Here is a 21,320-nt window from a genome sequence, read left to right as displayed (position 1 = left end):
CCCCCTTGTTTAACTATTCCGGCCCGCGGGCGCCCCCCCTCAACAAAACCCCCCCCCCCCCCCCGGGGCGCCCCCCAAACCCCCCCCCCACCCCCCCCCCGCCCCCCCCCCCCCCCCCCCCCGGGACCTTATCCCCGACGGAGGACATCGATGTTCGGCGACTATTCGCTTGGTGATCTTGGCTCCATCTTCGTCATGCAGGGTTTTGCGGGACTGATCCTGTTCTCGGTCTACGTCCTGATGGCGCTCGGGCTTGCGATCATCTTCGGCCAGATGGGCGTCATCAACATGGCCCATGGCGAGTTCATGATCCTCGGGGCCTACGTCACCTGGATGACCTCGAATTTCTTCCAAGCCTATCTGCCAAGCCTGTTCAGCGGCTATTTCTTCCTGGCGATGATCCTGGCCTTCGTCGCATCCGGCGCCCTGGGAATGCTGGTGGAGTGGGTGCTGATACGGCATCTCTACAAGCGTCCGCTCGACACGCTGCTGGCGACCTGGGGCCTCAGCCTGATGCTGCAGCAGGCCTATCGCTCCGTGTTCGGCGCGCGCGAGGTCGGCGTCGAGCTCCCGCAATGGATGCTCGGATCGCTGCACGTCACGGACAGCATCGAGGTGCCGATCAACGGCGTCTTCGTGATGTGCCTCACTGTGCTGATCACCATCGGCGTCGCCTATGTCATGTACAAGTCGCGCTGGGGCCGCCAGGTTCGCGCCGTCGTGCAGAACCGCATCATGGCCGGAGCCGTCGGCATCAATACCGAAAAGGTCGATCGCTACACCTTCGGTCTCGGCTGCGGCATCGCCGGTGTCGCCGGCAGCGCCTTTACGATGATCGGCTCCACCGGGCCAACTTCCGGACAGCTCTACATCGTCGACACGTTCCTGGTGGTCGTGTTCGGCGGCGCCGCCAGTTTGGTCGGCACCATCGCCTCGGCCTTCTCGATCTCGCAGACGCAATCCACCCTCGAGTTCTTCATGTCGGGCTCGATGGCGAAAGTGCTGACGCTGCTTGCGGTTGTCGGAATCCTGATGCTGCGGCCGCAAGGGCTGTTCGCCCTCAAGGTCCGCAAGTGAGAAACTGGGGCTGATGCAATGACCGACAATCGTTTCTTCAATCGATCGGAGTTCATCGGAATTCTGGTGCTCGCGGTCTTCCTGGTGGTGGTCCTGCCGCTCACACTTGATGTCTTCAGGCTCAATCTGGTCGCGAAATACCTGACCTATGCCTTCGTCGCGCTGGGGCTGGTGATCTGCTGGGGCTATGGCGGCATTCTGAGCCTCGGTCAGGGCGTGTTCTTCGGGCTCGGCGGCTACTGCATGGCGATGTTCCTCAAGCTCGAGGCGTCAAGCGTGGAGAACACCAAGATCCAGTCGACGCCCGGCATTCCCGATTTCATGGACTGGAATCAGATCACCGCGCTGCCGCTGTTCTGGAAGCCATTCAGCAGCCTCACCTTCACGATCGCCGCCATCATTCTCGTGCCTGGCATCTTCGCCCTCATCATCGGCACCGCGATGTTCAAGCGCCGGGTCGGCGGCACCTACTTCGCCATCATCACCCAGGCGGTCGCGGCCATCCTCACCATCCTGATCGTGGGACAGCAGGGCTACACCGGCGGAATCAACGGCATGACCGACCTGCGGACGTTGAAGGGCTGGGACATCCGGCCCGACCACGCCAAGATCGTGCTGTACTTCTTTGAAGTCGGGCTTCTGTTCGCCTGCATCATGATCGCGCAGTTCGTCCGGCACTCCAAGCTCGGGCGTATCCTGGTCGCGATGCGCGAGAAGGAGGATCGGGTCCGCTTCTCCGGCTACAGCGTCGCGAATTTCAAGATCTTCGCCTTCTGTATTGCCGCCGTGTTCGCCGCGATCGGGGGCGCCATGTTCGCGCTCAATGTCGGCTTCATGTCGCCGTCCTTCGTCGGCATCGTGCCGTCGATCGAAATGGTGATCTACACGGCGGTCGGCGGCCGGCTTTCGATCCTCGGCGCGGTCTACGGCACGCTGCTGGTCAACTTCGCCAAGACCAGCCTGTCGGAAACCTTCCCCGAATTGTGGCTGTTTGGCCTCGGCGGATTGTTCATCGCCGTGGTGCTGGCCTTCCCGAACGGTCTCGCCGGGATCTGGGGCGACTACGTGCAGCCGCGCATCGATCGCCTGATCTCGTCGCGCAAACCGAAACCTGACGGCTGGACCGACAGCTCGGTCGCCGACGGCGCCCCGGCGGAGTGAGGAGGTCATCATGCTCGTAGGTCACCACGATGCCGATGCCACGCTGGCAGTGAGGAGATAGATCATGCTCGTCGGTCATCAGCCCAAGGAATTCCTGCTCGCCGTCGAAGCACTGACCGTGTCGTTCGACGGGTTCAAGGCGGTCAACGATCTCTCGTTCTACGTCGACGAGAACGAGATCCGTGTCATCATCGGTCCCAACGGCGCCGGCAAGACCACCGTGCTCGACCTGATCTGCGGCAAGACCAAAGCAACGTCGGGTTCGATCCAGTTCCGTGGCAAGGAGCTGACGCGGATGAAGGAAAACGAGATCGTCAAGACGGGCGTCGGCCGCAAATTCCAGAACCCGTCGATCTACGACGATCTCACGGTGTTCGAGAATCTGGAGATCTCCTATCCGCGCGGCCGCTCGGTGTTCGGCGCGCTGACCTTCACCCGCGACGCCGCCGTGCGCGACCGGGTGCACGAAGTCGCCGAAATGATCTTCCTGAAGGATCGGCTCAACGTGAACGCCGATCTGCTCAGCCACGGCCAGAAGCAGTGGCTCGAAATCGGCATGCTGCTGATCCAGGATCCGGATCTGCTGATGCTCGACGAGCCCGTCGCGGGCATGAGCGTGTCCGAACGCGCCAAGACCGCCGAGCTGCTCAACCGCATCATCAAGAACCGCTCGGTGCTGGTGATCGAGCACGACATGAAGTTCGTCGAGGACATCGCGCACAAGGTCACCGTGCTTCACCAGGGGCAAATCCTCTCCGAGGGCACCATGGAGAAGGTGAAGAACGACCCCAAGGTCGTCGAAGTCTATCTGGGCCATTAAAGGAGACGCGACGATGCTGGCTATTTCCGATCTTCACGTCGCCTACGGCCAGAGCGAGGTGCTGCACGGGCTCAACGTCAAGGTCGCCGCGAACGAGATCGTTGCGATCATGGGCCGCAACGGCATGGGCAAGACCACGCTGATGAAATCGCTGATGGGCATTCTCCCCGCCAAAAGCGGCTCGGTGACCATGGACGGTGCCGAGCTCGGCGGTCTGCCGAGCTACGAGCGCGTCGCAAAGGGCCTCGCCTATGTGCCGCAGGGCCGCATGATCTTCTCGACCATGACGGTGAAGGAGAACATCGAGACCGGCCTCGTCGTCTCCGGCGGGACCGAAGTGCCGGCCGACATCTACGAATTGTTTCCGGTGCTGCTGGAAATGAAGGGCCGCCGCGGCGGCAATCTCTCCGGCGGACAGCAGCAACAGCTCGCCATCGCCCGCGCGCTCGCGACCAAGCCGAAGGTGTTGCTGCTGGACGAACCGACCGAAGGCATCCAGCCGTCGATCATCAAGGACATGGCGCGCACCTTGAAGCGCATCCGCGACGAAAAGGGGCTCTCGATCGTGGTGTCGGAGCAGGTCCTGAGCTTCGCGCTCGATATCGCCGACCGCGTGCTGGTGATCGAGAACGGCGAGATCGTGCGCGACGATCCGCGCGACGCCGTCGATGCCGCGCAGGTCTCGAAATATCTGTCTGTCTAACCAACCGTGTAGAAAGGGGAGCATCTCGATGCCAGAGACACTGATCAAGGTCGATCTCACCAAATCGGCTTACGATAATGACATGGTGCACAACCGCTGGCACCCCGACATCCCGATCGTGGCCTGGGTCAATCCCGGCGACGATTTCATTATCGAGACCTATGACTGGACCGGCGGCTTCATCAAGAACAACGATTCCGCCGACGACGTGCGCGACATCGATCTTTCGATCGTGCATTTCCTCTCCGGCCCGATCGGCGTCAAGGGCGCCGAGCCCGGTGATCTCCTCGTCGTCGACCTGCTCGACGTCGGCCCGATGAAGGAGAGCCTTTGGGGCTTCAACGGCTTCTTCTCCAAGCAGAACGGCGGCGGCTTCCTGACCGACCATTTCCCGCTGGCGCAGAAGTCGATCTGGGACATCAAGGGTCTCTACACCTCGTCGCGTCACGTGCCCGGCGTCAACTTCGCAGGCCTGATCCATCCCGGCCTGATCGGCTGTCTGCCTGATCCGAAGATGCTGGAGACCTGGAACAAGCGTGAGGCCGAGCTGATCTCGACCAACCCCACCCGCGTGCCCGGCCTCGCCAACCCGCCGTTCGCGGCGACCGCCCATGGCGGCCGCGCCAAGGGCGATGTGAAAGCCAAGATCGGTGCGGAAGGTGCGCGCACCGTGCCGCCGCGCGAGCACGGCGGCAATTGCGACATCAAGGATCTCTCCCGCGGCTCGAAGATCTACTTCCCGGTCTACGTGCCGGGCGCCGGTCTCTCGATGGGTGACCTGCATTTCAGCCAGGGCGACGGCGAGATCACCTTCTGCGGTGCCATCGAAATGGCCGGCTGGTTGCATCTGAAGGTCGAGGTGATCAAGGACGGCATGGCGAAGTACGGCATCAAGAACCCGATCTTCAAGCCGTCGCCGATCACGCCGAACTACAAGGACTATCTCATCTTCGAGGGCATCTCGGTCGACGAGGCCGGCAAGCAGCACTATCTCGACGTCCACATCGCCTATCGCCAGGCCTGCCTCAACGCGATCGAGTATCTGAAGAAGTTCGGCTACTCCGGCGCCCAGGCTTATTCGATCCTCGGCACCGCGCCGTGCCAGGGCCACATCTCCGGCGTGGTCGACGTTCCCAATGCCTGCGCCACGCTGTGGCTGCCGACCGAGATCTTCGACTTCGACGTGATGCCGTCGGCGGCAGGACCCATCAAGCACATCACGGGCGATATCCAGATGCCGATCTCGCCGGACAAATAGTCTCCCTGCGCGACGGGATGCGGGACGGCGCGTATCTGCCGCCCCGCATCCGCCGCGGGAATTCTCTCACAGGCAACAGCGTAGGGATGATGCGATGCCGGTCTATGAATATCTCTGTGACGACTGCGGTCCGTTCAAGGATTTGCGCCCGATGGCGGAATGCGACGATCCGCAAAACTGCCCACACTGCGAGACGATGGCGCCCCGCGTCATTCTGACCGCACCGAATTTCTTCTGCATGCCGGCGGACAAGCGCAAGGCGCACGCCGTCAACGAGCGCAGCTCGCACGCGCCGCAGACGCTCGCCCAATACAAGGCCTCGCACGGCCCGGGTTGCGGCTGCTGCTCCACGGGCAAGACCGTGAAGGACAAGAGCTCGACCGACAAGAAAAAGCCCGCGCGGCTGATGACCAAGACCAGGAGCGGCGCCAAGGGCTTTCCGACCGCGCGCCCCTGGATGATCAGCCACTAACTCGGTCGCTCGATCGACGGCAACCTCAAACGAATAAAAGACAGGAGCGCTCAAAATGCTTCACGGTGACATTTCCAGCAGCAACGACACCGTCGGTGTTGCAGTGGTGAACTACAAGATGCCCCGCCTGCACACCAAGGCCGAGGTGCTCGACAACGCCCGCAAGATCGCCGACATGCTGGTGGGCATGAAGGCGGGCCTACCCGGCATGGATCTCGTGATCTTCCCGGAATACTCGACCCAGGGCATCATGTACGACTCCAAGGAGATGTACGAGACGGCCTCGGCGGTGCCAGGTGAAGAGACCGCGATCTTCGCGGAGGCCTGCCGCAAGGCCAAGGTCTGGGGCGTGTTCTCGCTGACCGGCGAACGCCACGAGGAGCATCCGCACAAGGCGCCCTACAACACCCTGATCCTGATGAACGACAAGGGTGAGATCGTCCAGAAGTACCGCAAGATCATGCCATGGGTGCCGATCGAGGGCTGGTATCCCGGCAATTGCACCTATGTCTCCGACGGCCCGAAAGGGATGAAGGTCAGCCTGATCATCTGCGACGACGGCAACTTTCCGGAGATCTGGCGCGACTGTGCCATGAAGGGCGCCGAATTGATCGTGCGCTGCCAAGGCTACATGTATCCGGCCAAGGAGCAACAGGTCATGATCTCCAAGGCGATGGCGTGGGCCAACAACGTCTATGTCGCCGTCGCCAACGCCGCCGGCTTCGACGGCGTCTATTCCTACTTCGGTCACTCCGCGATCATCGGCTTCGACGGCCGGACGCTCGGCGAGTGCGGCGAGGAGGACTACGGCATCCAATATGCCCAGCTGTCGAAACATCTGATCCGCGATGCGCGCCGCAACGGCCAGTCGCAGAACCATCTCTACAAGCTGGTCCACCGCGGCTACACCGGCATGATCAATTCCGGCGAAAGCCCGCGCGGCGTCGCGGCCTGCCCCTATGATTTCTACAAGAACTGGATCGCCGACCCGGAAGGGACGCGGGACATGGTCGAGGCGATGACCCGTTCGACGCCGGGGACGGAGGAATGTCCGATCGACGGCATCCCGAATGGGTCGGCGGCGAGCAATTACTGAGCTATTGCGGACGGCGCGCTTGCCATTCATGCGAATGCGCCGGGGAAGGGGCACGGGGCGCGGCCCTGGATGATCAGCCAAGATGTGAACAGCTGTACATGGAACGGACATTCTGACGCATGGGCGCATGCGCGGGGTAGGAATTGAGCCCGGCAAAACCGTGGCTCGGTTGCAACATGAGTTGTTGAATCTGCCCAAGTTGCGGTCCCGTTGGCTGATTCTCGAGGAACCGTAGTTCTACCGGCCAGCCTCATGGCCTAAGTTCCTCGCGGCGCCGCTGGGGAGCGCCGCGGGTGAGGGGAAGAGCGTGGGGGCTTGGTTGCCATCGAGCGGGCGGGGTTGCTCGCGTCGTGCCACCGCTGTTCGCGCGGCATTCTGGATCGGCCTCGCCTTGAGCGCGGCGGCGGCGGCGAGCCCCGCAGCAGCGCAGCAAATCTTCAACGGGTCGCAGACCACGCCGAACGGCGCCGTCAACGGCGGAGGCGGCGTCTGGGACGCCACCACCACGAATTGGACGGACGTCTTCGGTTCGACCAGCACTGCTTACGATCCCTCGTCAGTCGGCACGGTGTTCGGCTACTCGGGAGTCTCGACGCCGGCAAGCGGTGGCACGGTGACGGTTACGCCAGGCGGCGTGCAGCTCACCAGCCTCGTGGGCTTCGACCTCACCGGCGACGGTTCTGTCTACACCATTCAGGGCGGCGATCTCAGGCTAGCCTCCGGGGGGACGACGTTCTTCACCAACGATGTCACCGGCACGACAGACCCATCGGCCGTCATCGCCTCGCGCATCACCGGCAGTGGTGGCATCTCCGTGCAGGGACCCGGCATCCTGGCGCTGCTGGGCGCCAACACCTATACCGGCGACACTTTCATCTGTTCGTGCGCAGCGCTGCAGCTCGGTGACGCCACCCACACCGCGAGCATCATTGGCGCCGTTAACAACGAGGGCCTCTTCAATATCGTCAATGCCGATACATCGGGAATTACATCGCTCCTGAACGCTATCTCCGGCACGACGATGTTCCTCAACGCGACCTCCGCCAGCTCTATGGTGATCACCAATAACGGCCAGCTGTACTTCGGTGATCCGCTCGGGGGCGGCACCGACACCGCCACGGCCGGCCGGGCGACCATCATCAATGACGGCGGCTTGACCGGCTTCTTTGGCCGGACCAATGCGGGCACGGCCAACATCACCAACCAGAATGGCGGCGGCACCGCATTCCTCGATCAATCCTCGGCGGGCTCCGCGACCATCGTGAACAAGGATTTCAGCGGGACCGTGTTTGGTACGCTGTCCGGGTCCGATACTGCGACCGCCGGCAATGCAACCATTATCAACGAGGCCGATGGCCTGACCAATTTCGGTGCGTTCACGACGGCCGGCAACGCCACGATCATCACCAAGGACGGTGGCAAGACCGAGTTCTTCGATAATTCCACCGGCGGCAATGCGCGCTTCATCACCACCGGCACAGGCGTCGTCGATTTCGGGATCAGCCTCGGCCCGAACGGCGACGGCCGCATCACGGCCGGTTCGATCGAAGGCAATGGCACCTACTATATCGGTGGCGGCAACACGCTCGTCGTCGGCAGCAATAACCGCTCCGCGCTGGTTGATGGCGTCATCGGCGACTACGATCCCTGCGGGTGTGGTTTCATCGGCTCCGGCTCGCTGGAAAAGGTCGGCAGCGGAACGCTGATCCTCTCCGGCACAAACACTTACACCGGTACGACGACGGTGAATGGCGGCATCCTGCGGGTTGATGGCGACATCTCGCAATCGAGCCTGACCACCGTGAATGCCGGCGGTGCGTTGTTCGGCGCCGGGATTGTCGGCAACACCGTTATCGCCACCGGTGGCATCTATGCGCCCGGCGACGGCGGCCCGGGCTCAAGCATGCAGGTCCAGGGCGATCTCACCTTGCAGCCCGGCTCGGTCTATGTTGTGCAGGCCGGTAGTGGATTCAGCACGAGCCATGCGCTCGTCAGCGGCAACGTCACGCTGGACGGGACCGTGGGTGTCGCGCTGTATCCCGGCAGCAAGATAATGCAACACTACTCGATCATGCAGTTTTTCGGCAGCGCCACCGGTAATTTCGCCGACGTTGCCGCGCCGGGTGGCCTAGTCGGCACGACGACGGTCGGGTCAAACGAAGTGTTCCTCGATTTCACGCTGAACTATGGCGCGAAATACGCGCTCAACATCAACCAGCAGAACGTCGCCACGACGCTTCAGAATTTCTTCAACACCAATGGCTTCCTTCAAGCCGAATTCGCGGGCCTCGGCCCCAACGGCCTGACCCAGGCCTCCGGCGAACCGGCAACGGGGTCGCAACAGACGACCTTCAATGCGATGAACCTGTTCCTCGGCCTCTTGACCGATGTGTTCGGCTCGGGACGCAGCGGCACATCAGGTGCGACGCCCTATGCCGACGAGCCGAGCGCGAATGCCTATGCCGCGACCGGCAAGGGCGGGCGTGACAAGAACGCGCGCGACGCCTTCGCCTCGATCTACCGCAAGGCACCGGCCGCAACCTTCGAGCAGCGCTGGGATGTGTGGGCGGCCGGCTATGGTGGCTCGCAGACCACCGACGGCAATGTCGCGCTCGGTTCGAACAACACCACCAGCAGTATCTATGGTACTGCCGTCGGCCTCGACTATCGCTTCTCGCCGTCGACGATCGCCGGCTTTGCGCTTGCCGGCGGTGGAACCGGCTTCAACGTCAACGGGCTCGGCTGGGGCCGCTCCGACCTGTTCCAGGCCGGCGCCTTCGTTCGTCACACGGCAGGACCTGCCTATATCACGGCGGCACTGGCCTATGGCTGGCAGGACGTCACGACCAACCGCATCGTCACGGCCGCCGGCGTCGATCAGCTGCGGGCGCAGTTCAACGCAAATGCGCTCTCGGGCCGTGTCGAGGGCGGTTACCGCTACGCTACGCAGTGGATCGGCCTCACGCCCTATGCTGCGGCCCAGGCCACCCTGTTCAGCCTGCCGAACTATTCGGAGTTCGCGGTGGTCGGCAACAGCACCTTCGCGCTCAACTATGCCGCCAAGGACGTGACCAGCACCCGCACCGAGCTCGGCCTGCGCGCCGACAAATCATTCGCCGCGGCCGGTGGCCTGATGACCCTGCGCGGCCGCGTCGCCTGGGCGCATGATTACAATCCGGACCGCACCGTCGGCGCGGTGTTCCAGACCCTGCCGGGATCGGCCTTCGTCGTGAACGGTGCGGCGCAGGCGCGCGATTCCGCGCTGACCACGGCGGCGGTGCAGATGAACTGGATGAACGGCTGGTCTGCGTCGGCGACCTTCGAGGGCGAGTTCTCGAACGTCACCCGCTCCTACGCCGGCAAGGGCGTCGTGCGCTACGCGTGGTAGAGCGTTGCCACCCTCCCCTGGAGGGGGAGGATAAGAAGGCGTCACTGCTTCTTCTGCGGAGGCTTGCGCGGCGGGCGCGGGGCGGCGGCAGGCGTGGGCGTGCCAGCCATCTTGTTGGCGGCGTCGCTGACGTCGAGCAGCGAGCGGCGGATGTCCTCGACGTAAGCAGCCGACTTCTTCTTCATGGCGTCGGCGAGCTCGTGCAGTCCCCTGATCTTCTCGAACAGCTCGTCCGCCTTGCCGTCGGCGAAGCCGGGGACCACGCCTTCGATCTTGGTGACCGCCTTGTCGAAGCCCGCGAAGGCGCTGTCGACCTTGGCCATGACCGAGTCGATTTCGCCGCCCTTGCTTCTGAGATCGGCGGTGTAGTTCTCGAACGTGCGCAGGCCGTCCTTGATCGCAGGGGCATTGCTGACGATCGTGCGATCGACGCTGTGCAGGGTGTCGACGATGGATTCGGCGTCGCTGAGATCGGCGATCAGCATGGGGACGCCGTCCGTATCCAGCGGCACCGGCGGCGCGGAGGGCGCGCCGCCGATCAACGAAATCGCGGCGACGCCGGTGAGACCCTGGAACTCGATGCCCGCAACCGTGTCCTTGCGAATCGGCGCGGTGTTGTCGAGCATCACCAGCGCCACGATCTTGCGCGGATTATCCAGCTTGATCGACAGGATCTGGCCCGCGGGAACACCGTCGAAATTGACCGGCCCGCCGCGGCGCAGGCCGCTGGCGGAGCCGCCCTCGAACACCACGCGCAACTGGCTCCGGCTCTGGGCGGTGCGCCATTTCTGCACGCCGAGCACGCCGCCGAACGCCACGGCGATGACCGCCAGCGTCGCCGTTCCGATTACGAGGTTGCTCGCGCGTGCCATGCAGGGCGATTTTACGGCCAAAGCGGGATGGTTGGAAGGACGATGCTGCGGCCGCAATACTAGAGCGGGCGGGTTAACGACTTGTCCGCCGTAGCTCGAAGAGCGAAGGCGGAAGCGTAACCCGCCAATCCGCCTTACGCGACATCAATGCCCGGCCGCGCGTTTTGCAGCAGCATTATTCAATACGATCAGCGCGTCGACGGCGACGCCCGTTTTGGTGTTGATCAGGAACGGGTTGACGTCGATCGAGGCGATCCGGTCGCCGGCATCTGCGATCAAATTGGACAGGCCGACCAGCGCTTTCACCGCGGAGGCTTCGTGCAGGGCCGGCTTGCCGCGATAGCCGCGCATCTTGATACCGGCCTTGGTGCGGCCGATCAGGAGCCGGGCCTCGGCCTCGTCCAGCGGTGCGCCGGCGAGCGCGACGTCCTTCATCAGCTCGATGTCGATGCCGCCGGTGCCGAACAGCACGACCGGCCCCATCTCGGCATCGAGCGAGGCGCCGACCACGAGCTCGAGATCGGCCTTGACCTGCTGCGCGATCAGGATGCCGTCGAGCTTCGGCTTGCCCTTCAGCTTCGCCACCCGCGCGGTGATGTCGGCGAATGCCTTCTTCACCTCGGCGGCGCTGTTAAGATTCAGTACCACGCCGCCGATGTCGGATTTGTGCAGGATCTCGGCGCTGACGACTTTTGCCACGACCGGGAAACCGATCTGCTTCGCGATCTTCGCGGCGTCCGCCGCCGTCTGCGCAATCGCTTCCTTCGAGACTGGAATGCCATAGGCCTTCAGCAGCTTCTTCGAGGCGACCTCGTCGAGCGCGGCACCGCTCGCCGATTTCAGCGCCTTCTCCAGCACGGCGCGGGCGGCAGGCTTCGAGCTCGAGACGATGTCGGGCACTTCCTTGCGCAGCCTCGCATAGGCGAGCAGCGACTTGATCGCGGTCACCGCACGGTCCATGCCCTGCATGACCGCGAGATGCGGCAGCGATTTGCGCAAGCCCTTGGTGAACTCGGTGAAGCCGATCGACATCGCGCTGATGTAGATCACCGGCTTGCCGGCCCGGCTCGCCATCCCATCGACGATGCGCAGATTGCGCTCGCGCAGCTCGTGCGGCGCCTTGGGCAGTTCGGCATCGATGATGACGATGTCGATATCGGGGTCGTCGATCATCAGCTCGATCGACTTCATGTAGACGGAGGGATCGACCACCGCGGCAAAGCCGGCATCGAGCGGATTGCCCACGATCGAGCCCGGCCCGAGCATCTTCGCCAGTTCGGAGCCGATGTGCGGGCTCAGCGGCGCAAAGTTCAGGCCTTCGGCATAGAAGGCGTCAAGCAGCATGCCACGCTTGCCGCCTGATAGCGTGACCGCGGCGAGCCGGTCGCCCTTGGGCACGGCCGAGTGAACGAAGCATTCGGTGGTCTCGATCAGCTCGTCGAGCCCGCCGACCCGGATCACGCCTTCACGGGTCGCGATGGCGTCGAAGGTTTCGATTGAGCCCGCGAGCGCACCGGTATGCGCCATCGCCGCGGCGCGGCCGCCCTCGGACGAACCGAGCTTGAGTGCGATGACCGGCTTGCTTGCCGCGCGCGCGGCCTTGCAGGCGTCGCGAAACGCCTTGGTGTTGCGCACGCCTTCGAGATAGACCACGATCACCTTGATGCTCGGATCCTCGGCGAAATAGCGCATCAGGTCCGGCGTCTCGAGCCCGGCCTCGTTGCCGGTCGTCACCATGTAACCGACCCCGACGCCGCGATCCTCCAGCGCCTGCCGGATCGCCATCACGATGGCGCCGGATTGCCCGGCGATCGCCACCGCACCCTGTTCCATGGTGACGACACGGTCGTCGATATTGGTGAAGAGCTTTTCGCCCGCGCTCAGATTGCCGAGGCAGTTCGGGCCGGTGACGGCGAGCCCCGTTTCGCGTATCGCGGCTTGCAATTCGGCAGCGAGCTTCTGGCTCTCCTCATCCTGCAACTCGCTGAAGCCCGAGGTGACGATGGTGGCCGAGCGCGCGCCGCCGGCGGCGGCGTCGCGGATCACCTGCACGGCAAAGCGCGCGGGCACCAGCACCAGCACGTGATCGGGCTTTTCCGGGAGGCTCGCGAAATCCTTGTAGCAGGGCACGCCCCAGACGGTGTCGCGCTTGGCGTTGACCGGATAGAGCCCGCCCTCGTAGCCGTACTTGACGAGGTTGTTCCAGATGCGCTCGGCATAATTGCCGGGCTTGTCGGTCGCGCCCACCAGCACAATGTTGTGCGGGTGCAGCATGGCGTGGATGCCCTTGACGATGTCGCTGGCATCGGGCGCTGGAGACCATGGACGCGGAGAAACGGACGCAGCAGGTACCTTGGCTTCCATGGCGCTTCCTCACCTCTTGTTCTTGTTGCAGCGCGCTGTCTTGCGCCGGCGTCTGGCGGGATTGATCGTGATGGCTCCATGCCGCGTGGCGGAATGGCGGGTGCTTCGCGACAAGGCTAGCATCACCAGACTTTTGGCGAAAGTGCGAACGATCGGACGACGTGCCACGACTGCGTGACGCGCATTCTTTCAAATGGTGATCACGCCTCTGCTATCGTTCAGTAACGCAGCAGGCGCAGCTTGTAGGCGTAGTGATAGGCCAACTGCTTCGCGAGATAGGAAGCGATGGCGCGCCGGATCTGCATCTGCGTCGGATCGAAGCCGAGAACGCGGCGCCGCAGGATGCCCATCTCCCTGACGCCGAGCGCGTAGGTTGAAGCCGTCTTCTGTGCATCGTGGATGCGGAAGCAGGCGAGAAATCGCGGCAGGCGCACGAACTTGAATTCCGCGGCTTGCGCCCGCAGGATAAAATCCCAGTCCATCGCGTAGTGAAAGCTCTCGTCGATGGGCCCGATCATGTCCCACACGCGCTTGCGCCAGAACATCGTCTCCTGCGGGATGTAGTCGGCATATTGCAAAGCCTTGCCGTCATGGGGCGGCAGCACGGCGCGTCCGACCTCGAGCCCCTCGCGGTCGACGAAGATGCGATGGCCGTAGACGACGTCGACATCGGGATGCGACATGAAGTAGTTGGCGACATAGGCGAGCGCTCCGGGCAGCAGCATGTCATCGCTGTTGAGATAGGCCATGATCTCGCAATCGGCACCGGCGAAGCCGAGATTGATGGCGTTCGACTGCCCCTTGTCCGGCTCGCTCGTCCAGCTGATGCCTTCGCCTCCGCTCTTCAGGAGATCGATCGTGCCGTCGATCGAGGCGCCGTCCTGCACGTGATAAGTGAGCTTCGGATAGTTCTGACTGACGATGCTCTCGATCGTGGCGCCGAGATATTGCGCCTGATTGTAGCTCGGTGTGACCATCGTGATCCGCGGCGCATTCGCCGGGATCGCGGGCGCAGGCGGGAAGGCAGTCAGGTTGAGCAGGCGCGGCGGATATTGCTCGAAGGTCCACATCGGCGGGCGTCGCCAGAGGCTCCGCAGCGAGGACCGTCTCTGTCCGGCAGCAATGAGGTCCTGATTCCGTTCAAGGAGCGCGACACGATTTTCGAGTTGCTCCAGCCGCTGTTCGAGGCGCTGCCTGAACTCGTCGTCCATTACAGGTTGTCCTGAAAATTACAGCGCCAAAAGATCAATCGGCTGTTCTTACAGGTCTATGGGAGACGACGCCAGTTCAGCGGCCCGATCAAGCGCGGTTCCCCGGCTGTTCGGCGCGGTCTCTATCGATCCCGGATGGCCGATTGCGAACCGCTATTCACCTGTTTCGATCAAGGTGGCATGCAGGACGTAGCGCTCGGGCCCGGGCGTGACGGCGTCGAAGGGCCAGCAGGTCGTGAGCACCAGTTGGACATCTTGCGCCGCGGGATCGATGCCGGAATCATCGAAGCGAACCACAGCGGAGGAATCCGCCCGATAGCGAAAGTGCTTTCCGTCACGGCGTGTGACATCGATTACGTCACCAATGGCGACATTCCGCAGGAAGCGGAAATGTGTATCGCGGTGCGCAGCATATACGGCAATGCCGCGCTCGCCGGCATCAGCCGTTTGGTGGATATGGCCGGGTCCGAACGCGAGGGCCTGGCCGCTGGCGCCTTCGAGCACGATCGCGCTGGCCCCGATCCGCTTCACCTCGATCCGCGCGACCGGCCAGGTGTCGGCCCATGACCACGGCTTGACCGGCTCGCCGGTCGCAACGCTCCTGTCGAACGCGCGCTCCAGCAGCACCTGCGCGAGCCGTGCCTTGGCATGGATGTAGGCGCCGTCACCGAACAGGATGAGGCCGACAAGTGCAAGAGCGAGAGGAGAGATCAGGCGGAGCATTGTTTCCACACGCGTCATTGCGAGCGCAGCCAAGCAATCCAGAATCCTTCCGCGGAGGCAGCCTGGATTGCTTCGCTGCGCTCGCAATGACGGCAAGAAGAAAAAGGCGCGCGCGGCCGTTGGTATGGGACGGGCAGCCGCGCGCGCTAACAGAGGAGTTCGGGGGGCTCCTCTCTCAAACGACGTCAGTGAGCAAGGGCTGACGCCGGTTGAACACGTACAGAATCAGTGCGAGCACGATCAGGATGAAACCTGCGATCATCTTGAGCTCGGCCGAGGTTGCGGTCTTCGGTAGGCGGATCGTATCGGGCGCGGCGGGCGTCGGCCGCCTCGTCGCCGGCTGGTTGCGCGCATCCGCATGGCGTTCGCGCAACTGTGTGGGCGTCAGGTGCGGTCGCTCGCCAAAAACCTTCTCGAAATCCCAACCGGCCGGCAGGTTGAGCGGTAGCTCGCTGAGCTTGAGCGGCGCGCCCTCGGGGCGGCTCGGCGTCTTGTCGACCGCGACGAGGCTGGTGAGCCGCGTGACGATCTGATGGTCGAGCGCCAGCGCGAGGATCGCCTTGTCGGAGTCTTCGGGCGTCATCTCGCGCATGGTACGCGCCACCTCGGCATCGCCGATCTTGCGCTTGGCCCAGAGTTTTGACAGGCCCTTGCCTTCGGCGGCGTTTTGCAGCGGCAGCGTCACCGACCACGGGCGGTCGCCGACACGTCCCTTGATCTCGAGCGAGCCGGCGAGCTTGTCGAGCTTTGCCGCCAGCACCAGCGGTTCGTCGCGATAGACGTCGGGAATGATCGCAGGCGTCACGTCTGCCTTGGCATCGGAGAACTTTACGCTGAGCCCGGTCACCGCGGGGTTCTCCAGCTTGGCGAACAGGCCGCGCATGCGCTCCTCGACCTGCTCGACGGAGCCGATATGGGTGAAGGCCCCACGGCCGAGCTCGGCGGCGCGCGTCATCAGATAGGTGTTGGGCGCGGATCCGATGCCGACCATGAACACGCGCGAGCGGCCCCGCATCGCAGTGATCGTTTCGAACAAGTGCTGTTCGTTGCCGATCGCGCCGTCGGTCAGGAACACCACCTGGCGGACCATGCTGGTGTCGCCAGCCTTGTCGGTCAGCGCGGCGCGCATCGCCGGCACCATCTCGGTGCCGCCGCGGGCCTGTAATCCATTCACGAAACCGAGTGCTTCGCCGAGATGCGCGGGGTCGGCCGGCACGGAGGTCGAGAACAGCACGTCCATGGTGTCGTCGAAACGGATCACATTGAAACGGTCATTCGGCTGGAGGCGGCCGAGGGCATAGAGTAGGCTCGCCTTGGCCTGAACGATCGACGTACCGCCCATCGAGCCCGAATTGTCGATCACGAACACGACCTCGCGCGGCAGCGGCTTTTGCGTCGTCTGCTCGGCACTGGGCGGGGTGACGAAGGCGAGCAAATAGTCGGCATCGCCGACACGCTCGCGGAACAGGCCAACCGATGGTGCCTTCTCCGCGGCCGGCTTCCAGGTCAGCTCGAAATCGCGGTCGGCGGCCACGGCGCCGTCAGCGAGCGTGACGATTCGCGTCGCATTGTCCGGGCTCTCGACCTTGACGTTATGGTGGTGACTCCTGACCTCGCCGAGCGCGAAGCCTGCCTTCAGGCGCACCGTGATGCTGGTCGGATTGACCGGCGCGTTTCTGGCGGGATCCAGCACCGGCGGCGAGATACGGTCGCGGTCCGGCACCGGCTCCGAATTGGTCGCGCCCCAGCCCGAGCCGTCCGTGCGGAAGTCGACGCTCTGCACGATCGGCGCCGGATTGTAGCGCGGCCCGACCACCAGCGGCAGCCGCAGCGAATATTCATTGCCGGATTGATGCACCGGCTCCTGATATTCGATCTGCACCAGCACGGTTTCGCCGGGACCGATATTGGCGACCGAATTGGTGAAGATGTTCGGCCGCTCCTGCTCGGTGAGCGCGGCCTTCTGGCCGGCACGGCGCGCCTGCTCGTAGATCACCCGTGCCTGCTGCCGCTCCTTGATGTCGCCGATGATGACGCGGTCACCGACCACCATCTTCAGCGTGTCGACGGCGCCGCCGGTGGGAAGCGGATAAACGTAGGTCGCCTCGACCCAGTCCTTGGTCGGATTGCGGAAGGCCTGGGTGACGCGGGCGCGCAGTGTCGGGCCTGATACCGTGATGTCGACGTCGATGCCGAGGCGGATCGCCTCCGTGTAGGCACCGTCCTCCTTCAGGAGAAGGGTGCCGGATTTGGCATCGCCGGGCTGGAGCAGGCTGGCCTGCTCCGTCGTCGCCGACCATCCGGGCTCAAGACTCACGAGCAGGGCCACGAAGGCGACCAGCATCACCGCGATGCCCTGCACCAGAAGAAACAATCCGAGCTTGATCAGCCGCCCCAGCATGGGGTGCTCGTCGCTGTCGGCTGTGTCGTAGCTATCCATTTCGCCTGCTCCCGAAGGGTGTTCGCTGGCTCCGAGCATCCGTCGGGAGCGCCTGAATGCGCGAGCAGAATGATCGGCAATGTTCCGCCGCGGCCGGCCCGGGCAGGCCAAGGCCGGGATGGCCATGTACGGTTTTGTGCTGGTTTGTCCGCCCTGCTAGACTGGCGTCCGTGGAGCAGGGCTGACGATGCAGATGCAGGATAAAGTCACCGACGGACAGCTTTCGGACGAGCAGAGCCGCGAGATCGCGGAGACCATTCGCGAGGAGCTCGCCAGGCGCCGGATTTCCCGGCAGGCGTTGGCCGAGCAGGCCAAGCTCAGCCTGTCGACGCTGGAGAAGGCGCTCGGTGGCCGGCGGCCGTTCACGCTGGCAACGACCGTGCGGCTGGAGCAGGCGCTGGGCGTCTCCTTGCGTAAAAGCACCGCCGTGGTGACGCCTCCGGCCGCAAACGATGTCGCGCCCGACAGCCTCGGCTCCTATGCGCATCGCGCGGTGACCTGGCTCGAGGACGTCTACATCACGCTGCGGCCGTCCTTCGGCGACAAGGATGCGATCTTCGCCTATCGCACCGAGATCGTCTGGGAGCCGAAGGTGTCTTCGCTGGTGTTCCGCGAGGGCGAGCGGACCGATGCCGCCTATGAGCATACCGGCGAAGTTGCGGTGCCGCATCAGTCCGGCTTCATCTATCTCGTCATCATCAAGCACGGCCAGCATCGCGTGATCACGGTGTCGCGGCCGACGGTTGCCGGCGAGATGTACGGCATCATCTCGACGCTCCGCGCCGGACCCGGCTCGCAACTGACGCCGATCGCAGCGCCGATCGCCTATGTGCCGCTCCGCAACGTTGCGAAGCCGTCCCTGGGACGGGTCGGCCCCGACGATGCCAACCATGCATTGTATGGAAAGCATCTGCGCCGCACGGTGGAGGAATCGTTCGCGTTGTTTCTGTCGGTATAGTCCGCGAGAAAGAGTCCGGAATGGCGTCGCGTGCGTCTATAAGGGAATATGCAGGACGTGCCCGCACCATACGGCGGTGAATCTCCGCTGTTCTCCATCATCATCCCGCTGGAACATCACCGCGGGCAGTGGGAGCTGTCCTGGCTCGGCTGGACGTCGCAGACCGCCGACAAATCGCTTTACGAAATCATCCTGGTGGTGCCGCCTGATTTCGAGGCACTCAACGAGCTGAAGGCGCTGGCCGGCGGCAAAGCGCGCCTCGAATTCACCAATTCGGACCATGACATCGGGCTCTGCGCCTTCGGCGCCACCAAGGCCCGCGGCAAATATCTGTTCTTCACGGAGTCGCATTGCCGGCCCGAGCCTGACGTGATGGAGGCCTGCATCCGCGCGATCGACGCGCGTCCCGACTGGGCGGGGTTCTCCTGTCAGTCGGTGCCGATCTGCCATAACCGGCTGTCCGTGGCGGAGGCCGCCATGTACCAGGCCGACATCGAGTTCGGCATGAAACAGCATCCCTGGCGCAAGGTGCTGGACCAGTGCTTCGTGACGCGGCGCGACGTCTATCGGGAATGCGGCGGCCTGCGCGAGGAATTCGGCCATTTCGCCGAATGGGTGCTCGCCGCCGCGTATCACGCGAGGGGCCATACGATCGGCTATCTCGAGGAGGCGCGCTTCCATCACTACTATATCGGCGAAATCGGCGAGCTGAAGACATTCACGCTCGATTTCGTGCGGGGCGAGATCCGCTATCTCAGCGAAGCGCACAACGATCCCGGCAGCGAGCTGCTCGAAACTCCGGTCGAGTGGAGCAGCCGCGGCGATTTCAACGTCGCGCTGGCGCGTAGCGCCCTTGCTGCACGGATGCGCGCCGGCGGCGTAACCGGCGAAGGCCTGCAGGCGATCGGGCGTTGGGGCGCGATCGCACTGGCCGGCGACCGCCTTGCGCTTGGTCTTGCACGTTTGTCGGCAGGCTATGCGCGTTGCAGTCTGACCCTGCTCACCATGGGCGGCTCTCGCGGCAGCATCGCGCGCTGGCTGAAGCGCTATATCGCCGCGCTGATCCACTATCAGCGCCTCCATTGTATCCGTGGCATTCGGGGGAGCCTTGGCGGAGCTGCGCAGAGTCCCGGCGATCAGATGGTCGCACAGGCCGGCTTCCATGCCTGGGAGGTCTGGCAGGGCCGCAGCTTCCGCTGGAGCGAGCCGGAAGCCGCCTTGCGGATCGAGGCGCCGCCTGGACGCACCATCATTCGCATCGCGTCGCCGGAAATTCGCGAGCCGCTGGATCGGATCGGCGTGCAGTTCTATCTCGACGGCGTGCGCGTTGCGGATACCGCGACCGCGATCGACGCGGGTGCCTTCGTTCTTCAGCTCGATCTGCCGCCATCGGGCGGGGCGATCCTGGCATGGGCCTGTCCGCGTTTTGCGGCCATCGATGACCCGCGCCGGCTCGGCCTGCCGGTCGCGGGGATCGACGTCAGTGCAGGCGAAGACGTCAGCTGCACGTCTCCGCCCGTTGCTGCGATGCGTGGCTAGCCGCCCGTTTCGGCGCTGATGATGTCGCCGAACAGCTCCCACTGGCCCTTCTTGAACCGCCACATCTTGAGCTGCTCGATTGGCGCGAAGTCGGTAGATGAGGTGTTGATCTTGATCCCCGGGATCAGCGTGTCGGGGACGAAGTCCTTCAGGCTGGCGGCCTGCTTCATCACGTTCTCACGGGTCAGATTGTCGCCCGACTGCTTCAGCACCTGCACCATCGTCTGGGCTGCGGCATAGGCGTACACCAGATTGGCGTCCGAGATGTTCGCACCGGGCATGTACTTGTCGATGAAGGTCATGAATTTCTTCATGCCCTCGTCGTCCTTCCACTGCGGATCCGACGCATCCTTCAGATAGCCGGCCGACAGCACGCCTTCGGATGCCTCGAGGCCGGCCGGCTTCATCACCGCGCCGATGGAGACCGAGACGTCGGTCATCAGGTGCATCGGCTTCCACTCGAGCTCCGCGATCTTCTTGATGGCCTGGGCCGCGAATTTCGGGGTCGCGATGTTCACGAAGACATCGGCACCGGTGCCCTTGAGCTTGACGATGTGGGCGTCGATCGACGGCTCCGAGGTCTCGTAGCTCTCCTCGGCCACGATCAGCTTCGATGCCTTGTCTCCGAACACGTCCTTGATGCCGGCGAGGTAGTCTTTGCCGAAATCGTCGTTGGCATAGAAGATCGCGACCTTCGCGTCCGGCCTCTCCTTCAGAATGTATTTTGCGAAGATCTGTGCCTCGACCCGGTAGCTGGGCTGGAAGCCCATGGTCCAGGGAAAGTTCTTCGGGTCGTTCCACTTGCTGGCGCCGGTGGCGAGGAAGAGCTGCGGCACCTTCTTGGAATTGTGATACTTCTGCACGGCGGTCTGGGTCGGCGTGCCCAGCGCGTTGAAGACCAGGAAGACCTCGTCGCTCTCGATCAGCTTGCGGATCTGCTCCACGGTCTTCGGCGGCGAGTAGCCGTCATCATAGGAAATCCAGTTGATCTTGCGGCCGTTGATGCCGCCCTGGTCGTTGATCATCTTGAAATAGGCTTCCTCGGTCTTGCCGATGATGCCGTAGGCGGACGCGGGACCGGAATAGGCCTCGACATTGCCGATCCTGATCTCGGTGTCGGTGACGCCGGTGTCGTACGCCTTCTGCGCATACGCGGACGGGGTCGCAAGCAGCGTCAACGCCGTTGCCGCGGCAAGCAGGGAGAGTTTCTTGTTCATGAAAATTCCTTGGGGTTTTCT

16 protein-coding genes are annotated in these 21,320 nt (G+C 63.7%); 10 read left to right on the top strand and 6 right to left on the bottom strand.

All coding sequences use genetic code 11. The features are described from left to right. Nucleotides 1–150: 150 nt before the first annotated feature. The 8 genes from urtB (at nucleotide 151) to AC0L3X_RS23895 (ending at nucleotide 9,975) form a co-directional block, all read left to right on the top strand. The gene (gene urtB / locus AC0L3X_RS23930) at nucleotides 151–1,077 is read left to right on the top strand and encodes an urea ABC transporter permease subunit UrtB (RefSeq protein ID WP_063980002.1); all 927 of its coding nucleotides are present in this window, start codon (nucleotides 151–153) and stop codon (nucleotides 1,075–1,077) included. 18 nt (nucleotides 1,078–1,095) lie between these two features. Continuing rightward, nucleotides 1,096–2,238 carry an urea ABC transporter permease subunit UrtC gene (gene urtC, locus AC0L3X_RS23925; protein ID WP_028155261.1) on the top strand — a complete coding sequence of 381 codons (1,143 nt, stop codon included), beginning with the start codon at nucleotides 1,096–1,098 and terminating at the stop codon, nucleotides 2,236–2,238. A 64-nt stretch (nucleotides 2,239–2,302) separates the two neighbouring features. Beyond that, entirely contained in the window at nucleotides 2,303–3,058 is a 756-nt protein-coding gene (urtD, locus tag AC0L3X_RS23920; RefSeq protein ID WP_011083791.1) for an urea ABC transporter ATP-binding protein UrtD, read from the top strand. A gap of 13 nt (nucleotides 3,059–3,071) precedes the next feature. Continuing rightward, nucleotides 3,072–3,761, top strand: a complete 690-nt coding sequence (gene urtE, locus AC0L3X_RS23915) for an urea ABC transporter ATP-binding subunit UrtE (RefSeq protein ID WP_063980001.1) — start codon at nucleotides 3,072–3,074, stop codon at nucleotides 3,759–3,761. Nucleotides 3,762–3,789: 28 nt separating this feature from the next. Beyond that, nucleotides 3,790–5,019, top strand: a complete 1,230-nt coding sequence (fmdA, locus tag AC0L3X_RS23910; protein WP_063980000.1) for a formamidase — start codon at nucleotides 3,790–3,792, stop codon at nucleotides 5,017–5,019. A 94-nt stretch (nucleotides 5,020–5,113) separates the two neighbouring features. Then, on the top strand, nucleotides 5,114–5,491 hold the full coding sequence (locus AC0L3X_RS23905; RefSeq protein ID WP_063979999.1) for an FmdB family zinc ribbon protein: 378 nt from the start codon (nucleotides 5,114–5,116) through the stop codon (nucleotides 5,489–5,491). A gap of 55 nt (nucleotides 5,492–5,546) precedes the next feature. Continuing rightward, nucleotides 5,547–6,587, top strand: coding sequence for an aliphatic amidase (locus tag AC0L3X_RS23900; protein WP_063979998.1), 1,041 nt, complete (start codon nucleotides 5,547–5,549; stop codon nucleotides 6,585–6,587). Nucleotides 6,588–6,978: 391 nt separating this feature from the next. Beyond that, nucleotides 6,979–9,975, top strand: coding sequence for an autotransporter outer membrane beta-barrel domain-containing protein (locus tag AC0L3X_RS23895; RefSeq protein ID WP_063979997.1), 2,997 nt, complete (start codon nucleotides 6,979–6,981; stop codon nucleotides 9,973–9,975). 41 nt (nucleotides 9,976–10,016) lie between these two features. Here the strand turns inward: AC0L3X_RS23895 and AC0L3X_RS23890 are convergent, their stop codons facing one another. The 5 genes from AC0L3X_RS23890 to AC0L3X_RS23870 all read right to left on the bottom strand — a co-directional run bounded on the left by AC0L3X_RS23890 (nucleotide 10,017) and on the right by AC0L3X_RS23870 (nucleotide 17,585). Next, on the bottom strand, nucleotides 10,017–10,847 hold the full coding sequence (locus tag AC0L3X_RS23890) for an MlaD family protein (RefSeq protein WP_063979996.1): 831 nt from the start codon (nucleotides 10,845–10,847) through the stop codon (nucleotides 10,017–10,019). A 144-nt stretch (nucleotides 10,848–10,991) separates the two neighbouring features. Then, nucleotides 10,992–13,211, bottom strand: a complete 2,220-nt coding sequence (locus tag AC0L3X_RS23885; protein WP_473316854.1) for an acetate--CoA ligase family protein — start codon at nucleotides 13,209–13,211, stop codon at nucleotides 10,992–10,994. A gap of 218 nt (nucleotides 13,212–13,429) precedes the next feature. Continuing rightward, on the bottom strand, nucleotides 13,430–14,422 hold the full coding sequence (locus AC0L3X_RS23880; protein WP_231143710.1) for a glycosyltransferase family 2 protein: 993 nt from the start codon (nucleotides 14,420–14,422) through the stop codon (nucleotides 13,430–13,432). A gap of 153 nt (nucleotides 14,423–14,575) precedes the next feature. Then, complete coding sequence (locus tag AC0L3X_RS23875) at nucleotides 14,576–15,145, bottom strand: class GN sortase (RefSeq protein WP_063979994.1); 570 nt, start codon at nucleotides 15,143–15,145, stop codon at nucleotides 14,576–14,578. 175 nt (nucleotides 15,146–15,320) lie between these two features. Then, nucleotides 15,321–17,585 (bottom strand): marine proteobacterial sortase target protein, encoded by a 2,265-nt coding sequence (locus tag AC0L3X_RS23870; RefSeq protein ID WP_063979993.1) that lies wholly within the window; start codon nucleotides 17,583–17,585, stop codon nucleotides 15,321–15,323. Between the two features lie 187 nt (nucleotides 17,586–17,772). On the opposite strand from AC0L3X_RS23870, the gene AC0L3X_RS23865 reads away from it, so the two are divergent. Next, entirely contained in the window at nucleotides 17,773–18,543 is a 771-nt protein-coding gene (locus AC0L3X_RS23865) for a helix-turn-helix transcriptional regulator (RefSeq protein WP_063979992.1), read from the top strand. 48 nt (nucleotides 18,544–18,591) lie between these two features. Next, nucleotides 18,592–20,082, top strand: a complete 1,491-nt coding sequence (locus tag AC0L3X_RS23860) for a glycosyltransferase family 2 protein (RefSeq protein WP_063979991.1) — start codon at nucleotides 18,592–18,594, stop codon at nucleotides 20,080–20,082. Here the strand turns inward: AC0L3X_RS23860 and AC0L3X_RS23855 are convergent. Continuing rightward, nucleotides 20,079–21,299 (bottom strand): ABC transporter substrate-binding protein, encoded by a 1,221-nt coding sequence (locus tag AC0L3X_RS23855; RefSeq protein WP_063979990.1) that lies wholly within the window; start codon nucleotides 21,297–21,299, stop codon nucleotides 20,079–20,081. The two genes, AC0L3X_RS23860 and AC0L3X_RS23855, sit on opposite strands and share 4 nt — an antisense overlap. Nucleotides 21,300–21,320 lie beyond the last annotated feature (21 nt).

It is taken from the genome of Bradyrhizobium sp. MI1.7, from assembly GCF_055811795.1.
This window is presented reverse-complemented; position numbering and strand designations above follow the sequence as displayed.